The organism is Pseudidiomarina fusca, from assembly GCF_032227045.1.
In the GTDB taxonomy this organism is placed as follows: domain Bacteria; phylum Pseudomonadota; class Gammaproteobacteria; order Enterobacterales; family Alteromonadaceae; genus Pseudidiomarina; species Pseudidiomarina fusca.
This window is the reverse complement of sequence record NZ_JANFPJ010000028.1, coordinates 1-17,298: the sequence shown is the minus strand read 5'-3', so window position 1 is coordinate 17,298 and position 17,298 is coordinate 1. Positions and strand designations below refer to the sequence as shown.

Genomic DNA, 17,298 nt, shown 5'->3' with positions numbered 1-17,298 from the left:
CCATGATTTTGTCAGACCTCTCGGTTAAACGACCGGTTTTTGCAGCGGTAGTTAATATTCTACTGATCGTGTTTGGTATTGTCGCTTTTACCATGCTGCCATTGCGTGAGTACCCAGATATTGACCCCCCGGTAGTATCGATAGACACCAATTACACTGGGGCCTCCGCTGATATCGTAGAAACTCAAATCACTCAGGTCATTGAAGACCGGATTAGCGGTATCGAAGGGATCAAAAGCATCAACTCAAGCAGCCGAAATGGCCGCTCTCGCATCAGCATCGAGTTTGAATTAACCCGTGATATTGATGCCGCCGCGAATGATGTGCGAGATCGCGTATCGCGCGTTTTAGATAACTTGCCAGAGCAAGTTGACCCGCCTGAAGTTTCCAAAGCTAACTCAGATGAAAGTACCATCGTTTGGTACAACCTGCGTAGTGAAAGCATGTCGGTACTAGAGCTTACTGATTATGCTGATCGCTACATTGCCGATCGCCTCTCCGTTGTAGACGGCGTAGCACGGGTGCAACTTGGGGGCGAGCGACGTTACGCCATGCGTATTTGGTTAGACCGCGACGCCATGGCGGCCCGTAACATTACCGTCACCGATGTTGAAAATCGCTTACGTTCTGAGAACATTGAGTTGCCAGCTGGTGAAGTGGAGTCGATTGACCGCGAGTTCACGGTGCGGGTGGCACGAACTTACCTTACCCCAGAGCACTTTGAACGGCTCACCATCAAGCGTGGCGACAATGGGCAATTGGTTCGTTTAGCTGAAGTTGCGCGGATCGAAATGGGGGCCGAGAACGATAAAACTGACTTCCGCGGTAACGGCATCAACATGGTGGGTATCGGGATTGTGAAACAATCCAAAGCCAACACCTTAGATGTGGTTGAAAATGTGAAGCGGGAGATTGCTATTATCGAGCAAACTCTACCAGAAACTATGTTTATCGTGCCTAGCTACGACTCATCTATCTTCATCAAAGGCTCGATTGACGAGGTGTATAACACCTTGGGCATCGCGATGGCGTTGGTCGTGGTGGTGATTTATTTGTTCTTGGGTAATATCCGCGCCACCTTAATTCCGGCCTTAACTGTTCCGGTAGCTATTATTGCCTCTTATATTGCGCTCTTTGCGATGGGCTTTTCGATCAACTTACTGACGTTACTAGCATTGGTACTGGCTATCGGCTTAGTCGTCGACGACTCTATTGTGGTGTTAGAAAATATTTATCGTCGGATTGAATCTGGCGAGCCACCTTTATTAGCGGCCTATCGCGGTGCTCGTGAAGTAGGTTTCGCGGTCATTGCAACCACCTTAGTGCTGATCTCAGTGTTTGTTCCATTAGCCTTTTTAGATGGCAACATAGGCCAATTGTTTACTGAGTTTGCCTTAGCTATTGCTGCGGCGGTGGCATTCTCAAGTATCGCGGCATTAACCTTGTCGCCCATGCTCAGCTCTAAAATTCTGCGCAAAAAAGAGCGCTCGAGTAAGTTCGGGCAGATCATGGACCGCGGTTTTGAGAAGCTAGAAAACGGGTATGTCAAACTACTTAAGCGAGTGTTGGCTTATCCGTGGATGTCTGCAGCGTTAGTGGTACTGTCCGGTGTGCTAGCCTTTGGCATGATGAAGTTCATCGAGCAAGAATTTGTACCACCAGAAGACCGAGGCACTTTCTACGTGATGGTGCGCAGTGCTGAAGGTGCTTCATTTGAGTCAAATTCCGCCCATATGCGTGAAATTGAAAGTATTTTATTACCTTATTTAGACCAAGGTAAAATTGATCGGTTAATTATTCGGTCACCGGGTTGGGGCGATTCAGCAGGTATTGCGATTGTTGGAGCTGTACCTTTTGAAGAGCGCGAATGGTCAAGCTTTGAGCTGATGGATGAGGTATCCAAGCAACTTAACGACGTGACTGGGGTGCGAGCCTTTGCCTTCATGCGCAGCGGTATTAGTGGGGGGAACGGGCGTCCGGTGCAGTTTGTCTTGCAAGGTAATACTTACGAGCAATTGGCTGCTTATGCCCAGGTGGTGATAGAAAAAGCTAGCCAGAATCCTAACTTGCTAGATTTAGATACCGATTACAAAGCGACCTTGCCGCAATTACTGATTCGGATTGACCAAGAGCGGGCTTCCGACCTTGGTGTATCGGTGGGAGATATCGGTCGTACCTTAGAAACCATGTTGGGGCAACGGCGTGCAACCACCTATTTGGATCGCGGTGAAGAATACGATGTGATTTTAGAAGGTGAGCGTTCTGACTATCGTAGCCCTACTGCCATCGATAATATCTACGTGCGTTCAACTTCTACTAATCAGCTGATCCCGTTATCGAACTTGGTGACGGTAGATGAACAGGCTACGTCTGGCTCACTCAACCGCTATAACCGTATGCGTAGTATTACCATTGAAGCCAACTTGGCCGAAGGTTACTCGCTGGGTGAAGCCCTAGGCTATCTAGAAAACATCGTAAAAACTGAACTGCCTGATGATGTCTCGATTGATTATAAAGGCGAGTCGCTGTTGTACAAAGAAAGCGGTAGCTCGGTTATTTTCGTGTTTGTACTAGCCTTGCTGATTGCGTACTTGGTGTTAGCAGCACAATTTGAAAGCTTTGTGCATCCGTTGGTGATCATGTTGATGGTGCCAGTGGCAGTGTTAGGTGCCGTTATCGGCATGTACGCAGCAGATATGACCATCAATATTTACAGCCAAATCGGCATTGTCATGCTGATTGGTTTAGCGGCTAAGAACGGTATCTTGATTGTGGAGTTCGCCAACCAGTTGCGAGATGCCGGTATGCGTTTTGATGATGCGTTAATTCGCGCCTCACAGCAGCGCTTACGGCCAATTGTGATGACGGCCTTTACCACCTTGATGAGTTCGGTTCCATTGATACTGGGATCGGGCCCTGGCGCTGAAAGTCGGATGGTGATCGGGGGCGTTATTTTTAGTGGGGTAGCCTTATCAGCCTTCTTAACCATCTTTGTTATTCCTGGGCTGTACTCACTCCTTGCACGTAACACGACTTCGCCAGAGCAGCTTGCGAATGAGTTAGCTGAGCTGGAGCAACAACATCCGGATACCCGAGCCCACTAATGCTATTGATGACGCAACTGGATGCCCATTAATCCAGTTGCGTCGCTTCTCTTGCGGTTACCGGTAAGCCGCGCAATACATTAGCCGCCAATTGCGGGTTGTTCGTGAAAATCCCATCCACACCCATCGCTTGTAGTTCCCGCATGTCCTCTGGCTCGTCTACCGTATAGACCAAGACTTTGAGTTGCCGCCGATGGGCGTCAGCAATAAAGGCAGGGGTAACAAAATCGACATCAATATGCACTGACCAAGCATTGAGTTCACTCGCAAAAGCTGCGTAATGAAGCCCACATGAGGACGTGAGTGCACCAATTCTGAATTGCGGGTGGTCGCGTTTAAACTGCTGCAACCAATGGTGATTAAAGCTTGAAATAATGAGTTGTGAGAACTTGAACTGATGTTGCTTGATGGCATGCAATAAATGCTTGCTTAAGCCGCGTTGGATATCCGCGCCTTTGAGCTCAATATTGACGGCACAGCGACCATTAACGAATGCTAGTGCTTCAGCCAAGGTAGGCACCGGTTGCTGCCCAAATACTTGCAGTTGGCGTACCTGGGCTAGGCTTAGATCACTTAAACGCCCCGGCTGGGCTGCTAAGCGTGCTAGGTAACGGTCATGGAACACAATCCATTCATCAGCCAAGGGATAGACATCTAGCTCAATGCCATCGGCCTGCGCATCGATGGCTGCCGCAAAAGCGGCCAGAGTGTTTTCTGGGGCCGCGAAGCTAGCTCCTCGATGCGCAAAAATAAGCATGCTAACTCATCCTTACTTGGCGATAGGTTATGGGTAAATGGCTAGTCGTCCAAGGTGCCTAAGAGCTCACCCATGCGGGTGACAGAACCAGGCTCTAGCTCATCAGCAAAATCAATCATGTCGTCTGGAAAGGTCAGGATAACCGTAGAGCCAAGTTTGAAGTGACCCATCTCTTCACCTTTTTTCAGCACGATGGCTTGCTCACCTGAGCTCGGATAGTTCCAGCTGTGGACGCTAGGTCCGCGTGGAGGGGTTACGGTACCCGACCATACGGTGCCAATGCTGGCGACAATGGTGGCACCGACCAAGACCATCGCAAAGGGACCGTGCTCGCTATCAAAAATACAGACCACGCGTTCGTTGCGCGCAAAGAGATTGGGTACATTGGCAGCGGTGAAAGGATTTACTGAGTACAAATCACCCGGCACATAAATCATTTTGCGCAACACGCCATCACAAGGCATGTGAATACGGTGATAATCTTTCGGCGCTAAATAAATGGTCGCAAAATCACCACTTTTAAATGGATGGGAGTCTCGTGGATCACCACCAAGCAGTTCAGTTAAGCTGTAATCGTGCCCTTTAGCTTGAAAAATCCGGCCATCTTCGATATCGCCTAACTGGCTAATAGCACCGTCGACCGGATGAGCAAACTCATGCTCTGCAGCTGCTTTTAAGGGGCGCAATTCAGGTTTGAGCTGGCGCGTGAAAAACTCATTAAAGGTTTTGTAGGCGCGCGGATCTTCGTGCAGCGCCTCGCTCATATTGATCTTGTACTGGCGGATAAACCAACGAATAAATAGCTGGGTAAACCAACCGGCCTTGGCTGCCGCAAAACGGCCCACTAAGCGAGATAGCGCATGCTTGGGGGTCCAATGTTGAGCTTGAATTTTTACCGAATCCCAGTTCACGATTTTTTTCCTCGAGGTGTTACGCGCGATGGCTTTTTCAGCGTCATCGACTCAATGATACGGTGAAAATTGTACATGCGCAGCGCATATAAATCACCTGTTTCTACGGCCTGTTGTAACGCACACTCAGGATCATCTAAGTGTTTGCAGTCACGAAATTTACAACGCCCTAAATAGGGTCGAAAATCTTTAAAGCACCAAGCCACGCGTTCGGGCTCTAAGTGCCAAAGGGCAAACTCCCGAATACCAGGCGAATCGATTAACACACCGCCATTGGGCAGCGGGTAACGCGTAGCAACCGTTGTGGTATGTTGACCTAAGCCAGAGTTATCTGAAACGGCGCCTACTTCTGCGTCTATTTCGGGCAGTAATGCGTTAACAAGTGAGGACTTACCAACCCCAGATTGACCGACTACGATAGAGACATGGTCATCTAACACCTGTTGCAAACTGATCAGGCTAGCGGCTTGTTTGGCGCTTACTTGTAGTACCTGATAGCCAATCGCCTGATACATGGCCAGTGCAGATTGAATCTCAGCAGCTGCGTCGGCTTCAATGTCAGCTAATAAGTCAGCTTTATTGAGAATGATCACTGGGGTGACTTCAATGTCCTCGCAAGCGACTAAGTAGCGATCAATGATTTGCGTTGAAAAAGCCGGCAATACGCTAGACACAATCAAAATCTGATCGACATTTGCGGCTACGGGCTTCAAGCCATCATAGTAATCAGGACGGCTTAGTAAGGAGCTGCGTGGCTGTACCGCCTCGATCACACCGACTACATCGTTGGTGCTCTGTTGCAAACGCCGCCATACCACCACATCACCACACACTAAGGAGTCTACCGAGCGGCGAATATGGCAACGTAGATCGGGCTCGGTGGGGGTGCAGATAATGGCCTGCTGGCCAAAGCGGCTAACCACAGTTCCTGCTTCAGGCGCTCCTAAACTAGAGGCATCTGTCTCTAATTCAGGCGTGGCTGGGGCTTCAGCTTGTTGCAGACGCTTTTGTTGATTGGCCTGCATCCGTCGTAGTTGACCTTTATTGAGCTTGCGTTGTTTCGCCATGTAAAATTAATTCCGCTAAACACTAGCCATAATCATACATTATTACGCACAATAGTGCTTTAAACTTCATCAGCATAGCCGTTAAGGAACTACTATGAGCGCAGCCGCACGGTTGATTTGGATTGACCTCGAGATGACAGGGCTTGAGCCTGACCATGACCATATCATTGAAATCGCCACCATCATCACCGATTACCAGTTGAACGTACTGGCTGAAGGGCCCGTCTTAGCGGTGTATCAGCCGCCAGCTCATTTGGCCAAGATGGATGATTGGAATGTGCGCACGCACACGGGTTCTGGTTTAGTGCAGCGAGTGCAAGAAAGCACCTTAGATGATGCTGCTGCCGAGCAGGCGACTATTGAGTTTCTACAACAGTGGGTTACCCCTGGAACATCGCCCATGTGTGGTAATAGTATCGGTCAAGATCGCCGTTTTTTAGCGCGTCATATGCCTAAACTTGAGCAATTTTTTCATTATCGCAATTTAGATGTTAGTACGGTAAAGCAACTGGCGAAATACTGGGCGCCAGACGTGGCCGCCGGCTTAACGAAACAGGGCGCCCATACCGCTCTAGCCGATATTCGTGAATCGATAGAAGAGCTTAAATATTATCGTGAGCATTTTTTCAAATTACCCGAATAGCTCTGAATTGCGACTGGATTGTTGGTAATTAGTACAACAATCGACGGAAATCCGCACAAAGCGTCATAAACATGCAAAAAAGGGGTTGACGAAAAAAGGCGAATCCGTAGAATACGCCCTCGTTGACGATTGCGAGAATAGCTCAGCTGGTAGAGCACAACCTTGCCAAGGTTGGGGTCGCGAGGTCGAATCTCGTTTCTCGGTCCAACGTCGACATCAGCGAGAATAGCTCAGCTGGTCGAGCACAACCTTGCCTAGGTTGGGGTCGCGAGGTCGAATCTCGTTTCTCGGTCCAACGTCGACATCAGCGAGAATAGCTCAGCTGGTCGAGCACAACCTTGCCAAGGTTGGGGTCGCGAGTTCGAATCTCGTTTCTCGCTCCAACGTCGACATCTGCGAGAATAGCTCAGCTGGTAGAGCACAACCTTGCCAAGGTTGGGGTCGCGAGTTCGAATCTCGTTTCTCGCTCCAAATTCCGAAAACCCGAAAGCTTCAGGCTCTCGGGTTTTTTTGTGCCTGTTATTTAGCCTATTTAATTTATAAATGCATATATATGGAAATCCATATATATCTTGCATTACATACGGATTGCCATATATGATGAGCCTCATGAAGTTAACCATGAGGTAGCAATGAAGGTCTTATTCCTATGTACTGCTAATTCTGCACGGTCATTGCTCGCGGAAGCCATTATGCGGCAATTTGCTGATCCTGAAGATGTGATTGCCAGCGCTGGCACGGCGCCTGCTCAGATCAATCCAGCCGTGATCTCAACCTTGTCCGCCATGAATATCGATACCAGCGGTTTACGTGCAAAACATCTGGATGAACTTGCAGATAGTCGTTTTGATTATGTGATTAGTTTATGTGATAGGGCGCGACATGAGTGTCAAAGCGACTATTCAGGTAGTCAGTTCATTGCTTGGGATTTTCCTGATCCTGCCAGCAATAACGATAGCCAAGCTTTTCAACGCACCGCACAAGAGCTCAGTGAGCGGATTCGGATGTTCTTGTTGATTCAACGCAAGCGAGCGGGACAAGCGCATTTATTTAATCGCCCCGAAGAACTTTTTAAGGTACTGGCGGATCCGTTACGACTCACCATGATTTGCATACTCGCCAGTGGCACGGAGCGCTGTGTGTGCGACTTGGTAGAATTGACCGGAATGTCGCAACCTAAGGTCTCTCGCCATTTAGCGCAATTACGAGATTACGGTTTGTTGTTAGACCGTAAAGATCAGCGCTGGGTTTATTATCGCTTGAATCCGGCGCTGCCCGACTGGATGAAAAAAGTAATCGCTGCTACTGCAGATTACAATCCACAGCTAGCAGTAGCCCAACATAGTGCGTGCGTTACTAACGCTACGCCAGAGGAGGAAGTATGACAGTAAAAGTAGGTATTAATGGATTAGGACGAATTGGTCGCTTGGCCTTACGAATTGCCTGGCAAAATCCAGCCTTAGAAATTGTTCAAGTCAACGACCCTGGCGCTGCAGCAGAGACCTTTGCGCATTTGCTCAATTTTGATTCCGTACACGGCCGCTGGGAGCATGAAGCAAGTGCGGTGGATGGAAACTTACAGATTGGCGGCAACATCATCAAGTTTTCACAATACAAAACTATCGCAGAAAACGATTGGTCAGGTTGCGATATCGTGCTTGAAGCGTCCGGCAAAATGAAGACGGTAGCTGTGCTCAACGAATACCTGCAGCAAGGCGTGAAGCGGGTGGTGGTGTCTGCACCAGTCAAAGAACCAGGTGCGTTAAATCTAGTGATGGGAGTTAATGACCATCTTTATGATGCTGCGAAACACCGGATTATTACCGCTGCATCCTGCACCACCAATTGTTTAGCGCCAGTGGTGAAAGTTCTGCAAGATAACATAGGTATCAAGCACGGCTCGATCACCACGATTCATGATTTGACCAACACCCAGAGTATTCTAGATGCACCACATAAGGATTTACGTCGTGCACGTGCTTGTGGCATGAGCTTGATTCCAACTTCGACCGGTTCGGCCACCGCGATAGTGGAAATTTTCCCCGAGCTGAAAGGTAAGCTTGATGGCCATGCGGTGCGAGTGCCATTGGCGAATGCCTCGCTAACCGACTGTGTGTTTGAAGTGAATAGAGCAACCACAGTAGCAGAGGTGAATGGTTGGCTAAAAGAGGCTGCTGAGCATCAATTGCAGGGGATTTTAGGCTACGAAGAACGGCCTTTAGTGTCCATTGATTACAAAACCGATCCACGCTCGAGCATTATTGATGCCCTATCAACCCAGGTTATTAATGGTACCCAAGTAAAAATTTACGCATGGTATGACAACGAATGGGGCTATGCCAACCGTACCGTTGAATTAATTGAGAAGGTGGCGTAAATGCTGCAGCAGTTATCACCAGCTGTGCGTCAATACTTACTAGTCACGGGTAATTATTGGGCCTTTACTCTCACCGACGGTGCCTTGCGCATGCTGGTGGTGCTGCACTTTCATCAGTTGGGCTACAGTGCTTTAGCGGTAGCTATGCTGTTTGTTTTTTATGAGTTGTTTGGGGTGATTACCAATTTAGTTGGTGGTTGGTTGGGAGCCCGTTGGGGCTTGAATCGCACCATGAATATTGGTTTAGCTATTCAGCTGATAGCTTTAGCGATGCTGTTAGTGCCAAGCCACTGGCTCACAGTGCTCTGGGTCATGTTGGCGCAAGCCTTATCGGGCATCGCCAAAGATCTTAATAAAATGAGTGCTAAAAGTACCATCAAATTGCTGGTGCCAGACACCCAACAAGGCCAGTTGTATAAGTGGGTGGCGATATTAACAGGTTCTAAAAACGCCTTAAAAGGAGTCGGCTTTTTTGCCGGTGGGCTATTGCTCACTTTACTTGGCTTTCAAGGTGCCGTATTGGTGATGTTGAGCATGCTAAGTGCGGTATGGTTAGCCAGTTTGTGGTTGTTGCGTAGCGATACCGGCAAAGCCACCTTTAAACCTAAATTCCGTGATTTACTCTCCAAGAGTAGACCCATCAATATTTTGGCTTTGGCAAGAATGTTGCTGTTTGGTGCTCGTGATGTTTGGTTTGTTGTGGCGTTGCCAGTCTATCTAGCTAGTCATTTGCAATGGCAGCATTGGCAGGTAGGGAGTTTTCTCGCAGTTTGGGTTATAGGATATGGTCTAGTGCAAGCTAGCGCACCTCAGTTAACTGCAAAGTCAGCAGCTACGCCAACGCGACAAGCAATAGGTTGGGGCGCTGCATTAACGGTCAGTCCGCTGCTATTGGCTTTGGCTTTGTGGCTGCAACTGCCGTTAGCGACCAGTATGATGCTGGGGTTAGGTCTCTTTGGTATCTTGTTTGCGGTGAACTCATCCATACACAGCTACCTTATCGTAGCCTTTGCTCGTAGCGATGGTGTTTCTTTGGATGTAGGTTTCTATTACATGGCCAATGCCATGGGGCGGTTATTAGGCACGCTACTGTCAGGTTGGGTTTACCAACAATGGGGATTTATCGCCTGTCTCATTATTTCCACGGTATTGTTGTTTGGCTCGACGCTAGTAGTCGCCAAATTACCTGCCTTATCAGGGCCGCAACAATAGTACCAACAACGGTTGTCGCCATGGTCGTAGCTCAACTTGGCGGGTGTCGAGTGCGACTGCGGTGACTAGAAACTCGGAGCCATGTCGTACAAACTCGCTGGTAAGTAAGTAGGCATCGGTACCACTGACCTGTTCGAGTTGTTTAACATGATGGGCGTGGGTTGGGTTTTGCAGCCAAGCTTTGAGTTGAGCGGGAGTGGGTAAATACCCCTGCAGTTCAGCGCCAGGCAATTGACGAAAATCAAAAGCCGAGAGTAATTGAGGATCACCTTCGCAGTTATGACCTCGCACCTGTTGCCCATAGTAACATACTGGGATAGGGCCTGTAGATGCTGAGCTAGAGGGCGGTGAACTAGCCAGCTCGTTAGCCAGTACCTGCGGACTAAAACAAACCAGTAGCAGCCCAGCGCAGGCGCTAATAAAGTTGTTACTGGGCTGTTTAGCAGTTGCTGCTGAGGCCATTAAATTTCCTTCAGCATGGCCCAAAATAGCCAGATCCAGCCAACGATAAAACATAAGCCACCCACGGGAGTTATCGGTCCAAAAAATTTATGACCTGTCAGTGCTAGCAAATATAAGCTACCCGAAAATAAAATAATCCCTGCTAATAACAGCCAACCGCCGGTGCGTAAACCACCTGAATTCGGATACGGAATCATCAACACAGCCACCATGAGTAATCCCAATGCGTGGTAGATTTGATATTGGACGCCAGTATTAAACACCGCTAGCATGTCTGCAGTTAACCATGTTTTTAGGCTATGTGCCCCAAATGCTCCAAGAATTACCCCAATAGCCATATTGATTGCACCGAGCATAACGAATAACTTCATAGCTATGAACCTTATCTTATTTTGATACTGCCCCAAAGGAGCCACCATGTTGGTACAGAATGCCGCAGAAGCACTTGCTATTCTAGAGGATAACGATGTTATTTGGTGTCAATCTATGGCAGCAACCCCTTACAAATTGCTGCAAGGCCTAGCAGAGGTCGCGCTACATCGACAAAACTTAACGTTACTGCAATTGCATACAGAACATAGTGAGATTCTTTCCGATCCTGCTTTAGTTGGCCATTTGCGCCAACGAGCCTTCTTTGTCGGTAAGTCTACTCGCGCTGCCGTGCAGCAAGGATTAGCCGACTATGTGCCGATGTTTTTATCTGAAATTCCTAAGTTATTTCGCTCGGGTGAGCAGCCCCTTGATGCCGTCTTGATCCAGGTATCTCCACCTGATGCACATGGTTATTGTAGTTTGGGGATTTCAGTTGAAGCTACCCGCGCCGCGTTGCAGGTGGCGCGTAAAGTCATTGCTTGGGTGAACCCGCACATGCCACGTACCCACGGTGATTCTTTTATTTCGATTAATCAGATTGACCGTTATTTTGAATCTGCAGCGCCGATGCCAATCCATCAACAACCGGCTCAGAATGCGGTGACGCAAAAAATCGGCGAGCGTGTAGCTGGGCTGATTAATGATGGCGATTGCCTGCAGATGGGGATCGGTGCTATTCCCGATGCAACCTTAGCTTGCTTGGGCAATCACAAAGACTTAGGCATTCACACGGAGATGTTTTCTGATGGGGTATTGCCCTTGGTGGCAAGCGGCGTGATCAATAACTCCCGTAAGCGCAAGCATCGTGGTCGTATCGTTACCACGTTCGCCATGGGGAGTCAGAAGCTGTACGATTTTGTGCATGATAATCCACAAGTTGCCTTTTTAGACGTTGAATATACCAATGATACCTCGGTGATTCGCCAGAATAAGCAAGTGATGGCGATTAATAGTGCCTTACAAATCGATCTCAGCGGCCAAGTGTGCGCTGACTCTATGGGAACTAGTATTTACTCAGGTGTGGGCGGGCAGATGGACTTTGTGCGAGGTGCTAGCCTGTCGGAAGGTGGTCGTTCAGTGATTGCTCTTCCCGCGACCGCCTGCGGTGGCAAAGTATCAAGGATCAGTTCGTTGTTGAGTCCGGGCGCTGGCGTTGTTACGACGCGCGCTCACGTACATTATGTCGTGACTGAATTTGGTGTGGCTAACTTACGTGCTAAGAGTTTATCTGAGCGTGCTAGTCAATTGATTAACATCGCGGCCCCTGAATTCCGTGAACAATTAGCTAAGGCTGCATGGGATGATTGGGGTTTAAAGGTATCGATTTAATTTTTTGCGCAATGATAACGTTAGCTGCTGAGTTGATTATTCTCCGTGAAGTCGGCCGCCATCGAAGCTATAAGCGGAGTGCCTACTACTCTATTGTAGGTACTCCCATTAGCGCAATAACCTTACTCTCTTCAGTGACATGGATCAAATATTAACCATCGTCTATGCTTAATATTAGACACGGTAGTCTCATGATTCATCTGTCCAAAGGAGGACCTTCGATGAAAGCTTTAACTAACCACTCTGTAAAACTAAAGTTGTTCCCGAAAGTATCTTTAATGGCTGCGACCATAGGCTTGATGTTTTTTGCATCTAGCAGTCCAGTGCTGGCTGATGATGATGGTAAAAAAGCCTATGAAACCAATTGCCAGGCTTGTCACCAAGCAACAGGTAAAGGTCTAGCTGGTGCTTTTCCTCCGTTAGCCGGTAATCCACATGTTACTGGTGATAAATTACACGTTGTGCGCACCGTATTGAAAGGTATGACAGGCCCGCTTGAAGTCAATGGCCAGAAGTACAATGCGGTGATGCCCCCCATGCAGCATATCAGTGACGAAGAAATTGCTGATATTGCTAACTATGTGCTCAATAGCTGGGGTAACAAAGGTGCCAAGGTTACTGAGCAAGAAGTAGAAAATGTGCGGGTAGAGTTAGGCCTTAAAGATCGTGCCGAAGGTCAACCTCACTCAGGTTCTACTGCTGCTGAAGTGGGCTATAAAGGTGCTCCATCACCGATTGCTGGTGGCAAGATGATGAAAACTGCTGGCGCCCCAGATATTAGTGAAGAAGAGTTTGCGCAAGCCCAAGAAATTTACTTCCAACGCTGCGCTGGTTGTCATGGGGTGTTACGAAAAGGCGCAACTGGCCTACCTTTAACTACTGATATCACGCAGAAAAAAGGCACGGATTACCTTAAAGCTCTGATTAACTTCGGGTCACCAGGTGGTATGCCAAACTGGGGTACCTCAGGTGAATTAACTGAGCAGCAAATTGACATGATGGCGCGCTTCTTACAGCACGAGCCACCTACTCCTCCTGAGTGGGGCATGAAAGAGATGAAAGATAGTTGGGTGGTGCACGTGAAGCCAGAAGATCGCCCAGCCAAGCCTCAGCATGATTATGACGTAGATAACATGTTTGCGGTTACGCTGCGTGATGCCGGCGAAGTAGCCATTATTGATGGTGCTAGCAAAAAAGTACTCAACTACGTGAAAACTGGGTATGCGGTGCACATCTCTCGTGCTTCTAGCTCAGGTCGTTATTTCACCACCATAGGTCGTGACGGTAAGATTGATTTGATCGATTTATACATGTTCCCGCCACAAGTAGTCGCCGAGATTAAGATTGGTCTTGAAGCTCGCTCAGTAGAGAACTCTCGTTATAAAGGTTACGAGGATAAGATCGCGATAGCTGGTGCTTATTGGCCGCCACACTATGTACTTATGGATGGTCAGTCGTTAGAGCCGAAGAAAATTGTATCGACTCGCGGTATGACTGTGGATACTCAAGAGTATCACCCAGAGCCTCGAGTAGCTGCAATTGTTGGTTCGCATAAACACCCTGAGTTTATCGTTAACGTGAAAGAAACCGGTCAAATTAAACTGGTGGACTATTCAGATATCGATAACTTAAGCGTGACTACTATTGATGCGGCGCCGTTCTTACATGACGGCGGTTGGGATCGGTCTGGTCGTTACTTTATGACTGCTGCCAACGAGAACGACACCATTGCAGTAGTGGATGCGTTAGAGCGTGAATTAGAAGCTCTAATTCCGGTAAAACGGATTCCGCACCCAGGTCGTGGCGCTAATTTTGTTGACCCTAAATACGGTCCGGTTTGGGCAACTAGTGCATTAGGTAATGCAGATATCACGCTGATTGGTACTGACCCTGAGCAGCATAAAGACAACGCCTTTAAAGTTGTCCGCGTGTTAGAAGGTCAAGGTGGTGGTTCGTTGTTCATCAAAACCCACCCAAAATCAAAAAACCTTTGGGTAGATACTCCATTTAACCCTGATGCAAAAATTGCTCAGTCGGTAGCTGTCTTCAATATTGACAATCTAGACGCTGGTTTTGATACCTTACCGATTGGTGAGTGGGCTGATTTAGGTCCGGGTCCAAAACGGATCGTGCAACCTGAATACAACATGGCCGGTGATGAAGTTTGGTTCTCGGTATGGAGTGGTCAGGAAGAAGAGTCGGCGATTGTGATTGTGGACGACAAAACTCGTAAGCTGAAGCATGTCATTAAGGGTGAGAAAATGGTCACTCCAACTGGCAAGTTTAACAACTACAATACTCGCAACGAGGTCTATTAATAGTGAAAAAAACAGCGCTTTATTGCGCAATGGCTGGGCTCACTGTAGTAGCCCAGCCAGCGCAAGCTCTTCAACAGGATGTGAATAGTAGTAACGCTGATATAGAAGTGATCACCGTGGTTGCCCATCGGCAGCCACGGCAACTTTCTGAAGTGGCTGGCACAGTTTCAGTTCTTAGCGAAGAACAAATGCAGCGCGACTTGGTGCTTAATGCAACCGACTTAGTGCGCTATCAAGTAGGAGTAGAAATAGATGACGGTGGTAGTAGGTTTGGTGATAGCGGTTTTCGTATCCGTGGTATTGGTGGTAACCGCACCGCAATCGTCATAGACCAAGTGCCAGTAGCCGACCAGTTTTCGGTTGGAGCATTTTCTGATACCGGTCGTGGCTTAATGGAACTCGGGCTGGCAAGCCGTGTTGAAATCTTACGCGGACCGGCATCCACCTTGTATGGCTCTAAAGCTTTGGGCGGGGTGGTTGCGATTAGCTTACTTGAGGCTGATGACGTGCTATACGGCAGCAACTACGGTACTCGGTTGCAGTTAGGCTATAACAGCGATAGTCATCGTGCCAAAGTGATGGCTGCGCAGGCCTATGCAAATCAGTCCGGTTCCTTGCTGCTAGCTGCAGCATTACAGTATGGGCAAGAATTACGAAGCGAGGGGGTCGCTGCTAGTGACCGTGACTTGCAACATCATCGCCAACAAGGATTATTAGCTCGATTAGCAACGGATGCGAGCTGGGGCCGCTGGCAATTTACCTTGGACGCTTTGCAAGAGAGTCGAGATACGAATATCCGCTCTGGTTTAGGTGAAGGTCGCCAAGCATCGACCACTTATTTGGCTGGTGATGATGCTCGGCAGCAGTGGCGTGCTCTGATCGATTTAGAGATGGAACCGCAAGCATGGGCCGATACCGGCCAGTGGCGGTTATATTATCAATACAGCGATACCGAACAAGACTCCCATGAAGAGCGTATGCTGTTACCCGAGCCGTTGCTTATTCAGCGCGATTTTGAATTTACCCAGCGTACCGCTGGCATCGGCGCTGACTTAGCTAAACAGTTCGACAGTGTCGGCTTTGCCCATAGACTTGGCTACGGCTTTGAATGGATTAGTTCAAGCTTAGTTGATGAACGTGACGCTTTACAAACCAATTTAACCACTCAAGTTAGCACCAATGTTTTATTAGGTGAGACTTTCCCGCTGCGTGATTTTCCGCGTAGCAGAGTGACAGAGTTTGGGATGTATGTGCATGACGAAATCGAACTCTGGGAGCAGGGACCGGTTATTAGCCCTGGGGTAAGATACGAGAACTACCGTTTACGGGCTCGCCATGATGCCCTGTTTGAATTGCGCTATCCACAATCTACGGTTACCGATTTAACCGAATCTGCGTGGCTACCTAAGTTTGGTGTAGTGTGGCCGGTAAGCGAGCAGGTTGAATGGTTTGGGCAATACGCACGTGGCTATCGGGCGCCGCCTTTTAGTGATGTTAACGTGGGCTTGTATTATCCACAGTTTCGAGTCTTGGCAATTGCCAATCCTGATTTGAAAGCCGAACGTGGTTATACCTTTGAAACAGGTTTACGCGCGCGTTTAACCGGTCACTCAATAACTGCGGCCGTGTTCCACAATCGTTATAGCGATTTTATTGAGAGTCGCGCCAGTTTGGGCTTTGATCCGGTTCGGCAATTATTGATATTTCAATCGATTAACCGCGATAAAGTGGTGATTGAAGGGGCTGAATTTGAGTGGCAAGCAGTCTGGAATCGGCAGTGGAGTAGTCAGCTGGCATTAGCATACAGTCGTGGTGAAGATCGTGAAACAGGCCTCGCCATAGCTGATGTTGCGCCACCTCAAGCTATCCTAGAAGTGAGTTATAGTAATGCCGACTGGGAATCGCGCTTGGTCCTCACGGCAGTGCGTGGGCAACGTGAATTACAAGATGCCGATGGCAGCTTATTGTTCTCAGCGCCTGGTTACGCCACTGTGGATTGGGTGAATCGCTGGTTTGTAGCTGATGACTTAAGCATCGGTGCAGGCTTGTTCAATTTAACCGATAGACGCTATTGGAAAAATTCCCGAGTTAGTGGGTATCCGATAGCAGATCCTAGTCTGGAAGTCTTAGCAGAAGCGGGATTGCATGCTGGAATAACGGTTAATTATCAATTCTGATTAGCGCTGCAGCAAAATTAATTTGAATAAATCTGTTGACAACAGCTCATTTCGCCTCTATATCGTCACTGACGAATAGAGGCGTCGCAGTTTTTCTGGAGTTGTTGGTCTGGAGGATAGGCACATCATGGCAACATTAAACCGTGAACAGATTATTAAGAAGCCGTTTAACGACTTCAAAAACTACCCTTATGGGTTTGCCCGCTCAGGTGATTTTTCTATCCGTGAAAGCGATTTATTAGCTAAACACGGCAGTATGATTGCTGCATTAATGAGTGGCGAAATTGAACCGCAAACGGCTGAAGAGCAATCCTTGTTGGCAGTTGCGCGTGGTGAAAAGGCCGCCGATACTGCGGTAGAAAAGGCTTGGTCTAAGTATCAAGCTCGCATTAACCGACCTAAAGTTGGCAGTATGTATGGTCGTAGCCGATACACCGATGACGCATTTGAGGTGAGCGGTGGCGATGATGACGATTTAGTGGTTGAAGATTAATCAAAAAAAGCTGGCGAAAGCCTAATGCCAGTCAGTTAAGAAATATTTTAGCGATCGGTTGACCGATCCTCCCAAT

The 17,298-nt window shown here is 48.3% G+C and carries 14 protein-coding genes and 4 tRNA genes; 13 read left to right on the top strand and 5 right to left on the bottom strand.

Annotation, left to right across the window (positions count from 1 at the left end):
• Positions 1-2 precede the first annotated feature (2 nt).
• Positions 3-3,104 carry an efflux RND transporter permease subunit gene (locus NOG12_RS11475; protein WP_313933321.1) on the top strand — a complete coding sequence of 1,034 codons (3,102 nt, stop codon included), beginning with the start codon at positions 3-5 and terminating at the stop codon, positions 3,102-3,104.
• Positions 3,105-3,132: 28 nt separating this feature from the next.
• On the opposite strand, the gene NOG12_RS11470 is transcribed toward NOG12_RS11475, so the two are convergent.
• The 3 genes from NOG12_RS11470 to rsgA are packed head-to-tail and all read right to left on the bottom strand — an operon-like array spanning position 3,133 to position 5,839.
• Positions 3,133-3,861: a glycerophosphodiester phosphodiesterase gene (locus tag NOG12_RS11470; RefSeq protein WP_313933320.1), complete on the bottom strand. Its 729-nt coding sequence runs from the start codon at positions 3,859-3,861 to the stop codon at positions 3,133-3,135.
• Between the two features lie 41 nt (positions 3,862-3,902).
• Positions 3,903-4,772, bottom strand: a complete 870-nt coding sequence (gene asd / locus NOG12_RS11465; protein ID WP_416380906.1) for an archaetidylserine decarboxylase — start codon at positions 4,770-4,772, stop codon at positions 3,903-3,905.
• The gene (rsgA, locus tag NOG12_RS11460; RefSeq protein ID WP_313933319.1) at positions 4,769-5,839 is read right to left on the bottom strand and encodes a small ribosomal subunit biogenesis GTPase RsgA; all 1,071 of its coding nucleotides are present in this window, start codon (positions 5,837-5,839) and stop codon (positions 4,769-4,771) included. Before rsgA ends, asd begins: the two co-directional genes overlap by 4 nt.
• A gap of 94 nt (positions 5,840-5,933) precedes the next feature.
• Here rsgA and orn point away from each other — a divergent pair, with 94 nt between their 5' ends.
• The 8 genes from orn (at position 5,934) to arsJ (ending at position 10,071) form a co-directional block, all read left to right on the top strand.
• A complete protein-coding gene (orn, locus tag NOG12_RS11455) occupies positions 5,934-6,482 on the top strand; it encodes an oligoribonuclease (protein ID WP_110075459.1) in 549 nt (182 codons plus the stop codon).
• A gap of 131 nt (positions 6,483-6,613) precedes the next feature.
• Positions 6,614-6,689: transfer RNA gene (locus tag NOG12_RS11450), tRNA-Gly, on the top strand.
• 12 nt (positions 6,690-6,701) lie between these two features.
• Positions 6,702-6,777 (top strand) — tRNA-Gly (locus NOG12_RS11445).
• Positions 6,778-6,789: 12 nt separating this feature from the next.
• A tRNA-Gly gene (locus tag NOG12_RS11440) sits at positions 6,790-6,865 on the top strand.
• 12 nt (positions 6,866-6,877) lie between these two features.
• Positions 6,878-6,953: transfer RNA gene (locus NOG12_RS11435), tRNA-Gly, on the top strand.
• A gap of 161 nt (positions 6,954-7,114) precedes the next feature.
• Positions 7,115-7,867 (top strand): metalloregulator ArsR/SmtB family transcription factor, encoded by a 753-nt coding sequence (locus NOG12_RS11430; protein ID WP_313933318.1) that lies wholly within the window; start codon positions 7,115-7,117, stop codon positions 7,865-7,867.
• Positions 7,864-8,859, top strand: coding sequence for an ArsJ-associated glyceraldehyde-3-phosphate dehydrogenase (locus NOG12_RS11425; RefSeq protein ID WP_110075457.1), 996 nt, complete (start codon positions 7,864-7,866; stop codon positions 8,857-8,859). Before NOG12_RS11430 ends, NOG12_RS11425 begins: the two co-directional genes overlap by 4 nt.
• The gene (gene arsJ / locus NOG12_RS11420) at positions 8,860-10,071 is read left to right on the top strand and encodes an organoarsenical effux MFS transporter ArsJ (protein WP_153827099.1); all 1,212 of its coding nucleotides are present in this window, start codon (positions 8,860-8,862) and stop codon (positions 10,069-10,071) included.
• On the opposite strand, the gene NOG12_RS11415 is transcribed toward arsJ, so the two are convergent.
• Together NOG12_RS11415 and NOG12_RS11410 are read right to left on the bottom strand one after the other, a co-directional pair.
• Complete coding sequence (locus NOG12_RS11415; RefSeq protein WP_153827100.1) at positions 10,054-10,533, bottom strand: hypothetical protein; 480 nt, start codon at positions 10,531-10,533, stop codon at positions 10,054-10,056. The genes arsJ and NOG12_RS11415 overlap by 18 nt on opposite strands.
• Complete coding sequence (locus tag NOG12_RS11410; RefSeq protein ID WP_153827101.1) at positions 10,533-10,904, bottom strand: DUF423 domain-containing protein; 372 nt, start codon at positions 10,902-10,904, stop codon at positions 10,533-10,535. Before NOG12_RS11410 ends, NOG12_RS11415 begins: the two co-directional genes overlap by 1 nt.
• Positions 10,905-10,950: 46 nt before the next feature.
• Between NOG12_RS11410 and NOG12_RS11405 the strand changes: the two genes are divergently transcribed.
• The 4 genes from NOG12_RS11405 (at position 10,951) to NOG12_RS11390 (ending at position 17,222) form a co-directional block, all read left to right on the top strand.
• The gene (locus NOG12_RS11405) at positions 10,951-12,234 is read left to right on the top strand and encodes an acetyl-CoA hydrolase/transferase family protein (RefSeq protein ID WP_313933317.1); all 1,284 of its coding nucleotides are present in this window, start codon (positions 10,951-10,953) and stop codon (positions 12,232-12,234) included.
• A gap of 221 nt (positions 12,235-12,455) precedes the next feature.
• Positions 12,456-14,552 (top strand): cytochrome D1 domain-containing protein, encoded by a 2,097-nt coding sequence (locus NOG12_RS11400; RefSeq protein WP_313933316.1) that lies wholly within the window; start codon positions 12,456-12,458, stop codon positions 14,550-14,552.
• A gap of 29 nt (positions 14,553-14,581) precedes the next feature.
• On the top strand, positions 14,582-16,729 hold the full coding sequence (locus NOG12_RS11395; RefSeq protein ID WP_313933315.1) for a TonB-dependent receptor domain-containing protein: 2,148 nt from the start codon (positions 14,582-14,584) through the stop codon (positions 16,727-16,729).
• 127 nt (positions 16,730-16,856) lie between these two features.
• Complete coding sequence (locus NOG12_RS11390; protein WP_110075450.1) at positions 16,857-17,222, top strand: MaoP family protein; 366 nt, start codon at positions 16,857-16,859, stop codon at positions 17,220-17,222.
• Positions 17,223-17,298 lie beyond the last annotated feature (76 nt).

Coding starts and splice junctions, on each gene's coding strand:
- NOG12_RS11430 (WP_313933318.1), top strand. CDS start 7,115: ATGAAGGTCTTATTCCTATGTACTGCTAATTCTGCACGGTCATTGCTC.
- orn (WP_110075459.1), top strand. CDS start 5,934: ATGAGCGCAGCCGCACGGTTGATTTGGATTGACCTCGAGATGACAGGG.
- NOG12_RS11390 (WP_110075450.1), top strand. CDS start 16,857: ATGGCAACATTAAACCGTGAACAGATTATTAAGAAGCCGTTTAACGAC.
- NOG12_RS11470 (WP_313933320.1), bottom strand. CDS start 3,861: ATGCTTATTTTTGCGCATCGAGGAGCTAGCTTCGCGGCCCCAGAAAAC.
- arsJ (WP_153827099.1), top strand. CDS start 8,860: ATGCTGCAGCAGTTATCACCAGCTGTGCGTCAATACTTACTAGTCACG.
- NOG12_RS11395 (WP_313933315.1), top strand. CDS start 14,582: ATGGCTGGGCTCACTGTAGTAGCCCAGCCAGCGCAAGCTCTTCAACAG.
- rsgA (WP_313933319.1), bottom strand. CDS start 5,839: ATGGCGAAACAACGCAAGCTCAATAAAGGTCAACTACGACGGATGCAG.
- NOG12_RS11475 (WP_313933321.1), top strand. CDS start 3: ATGATTTTGTCAGACCTCTCGGTTAAACGACCGGTTTTTGCAGCGGTA.
- NOG12_RS11410 (WP_153827101.1), bottom strand. CDS start 10,904: ATGAAGTTATTCGTTATGCTCGGTGCAATCAATATGGCTATTGGGGTA.
- NOG12_RS11425 (WP_110075457.1), top strand. CDS start 7,864: ATGACAGTAAAAGTAGGTATTAATGGATTAGGACGAATTGGTCGCTTG.
- NOG12_RS11405 (WP_313933317.1), top strand. CDS start 10,951: ATGTTGGTACAGAATGCCGCAGAAGCACTTGCTATTCTAGAGGATAAC.
- NOG12_RS11400 (WP_313933316.1), top strand. CDS start 12,456: ATGAAAGCTTTAACTAACCACTCTGTAAAACTAAAGTTGTTCCCGAAA.
- NOG12_RS11415 (WP_153827100.1), bottom strand. CDS start 10,533: ATGGCCTCAGCAGCAACTGCTAAACAGCCCAGTAACAACTTTATTAGC.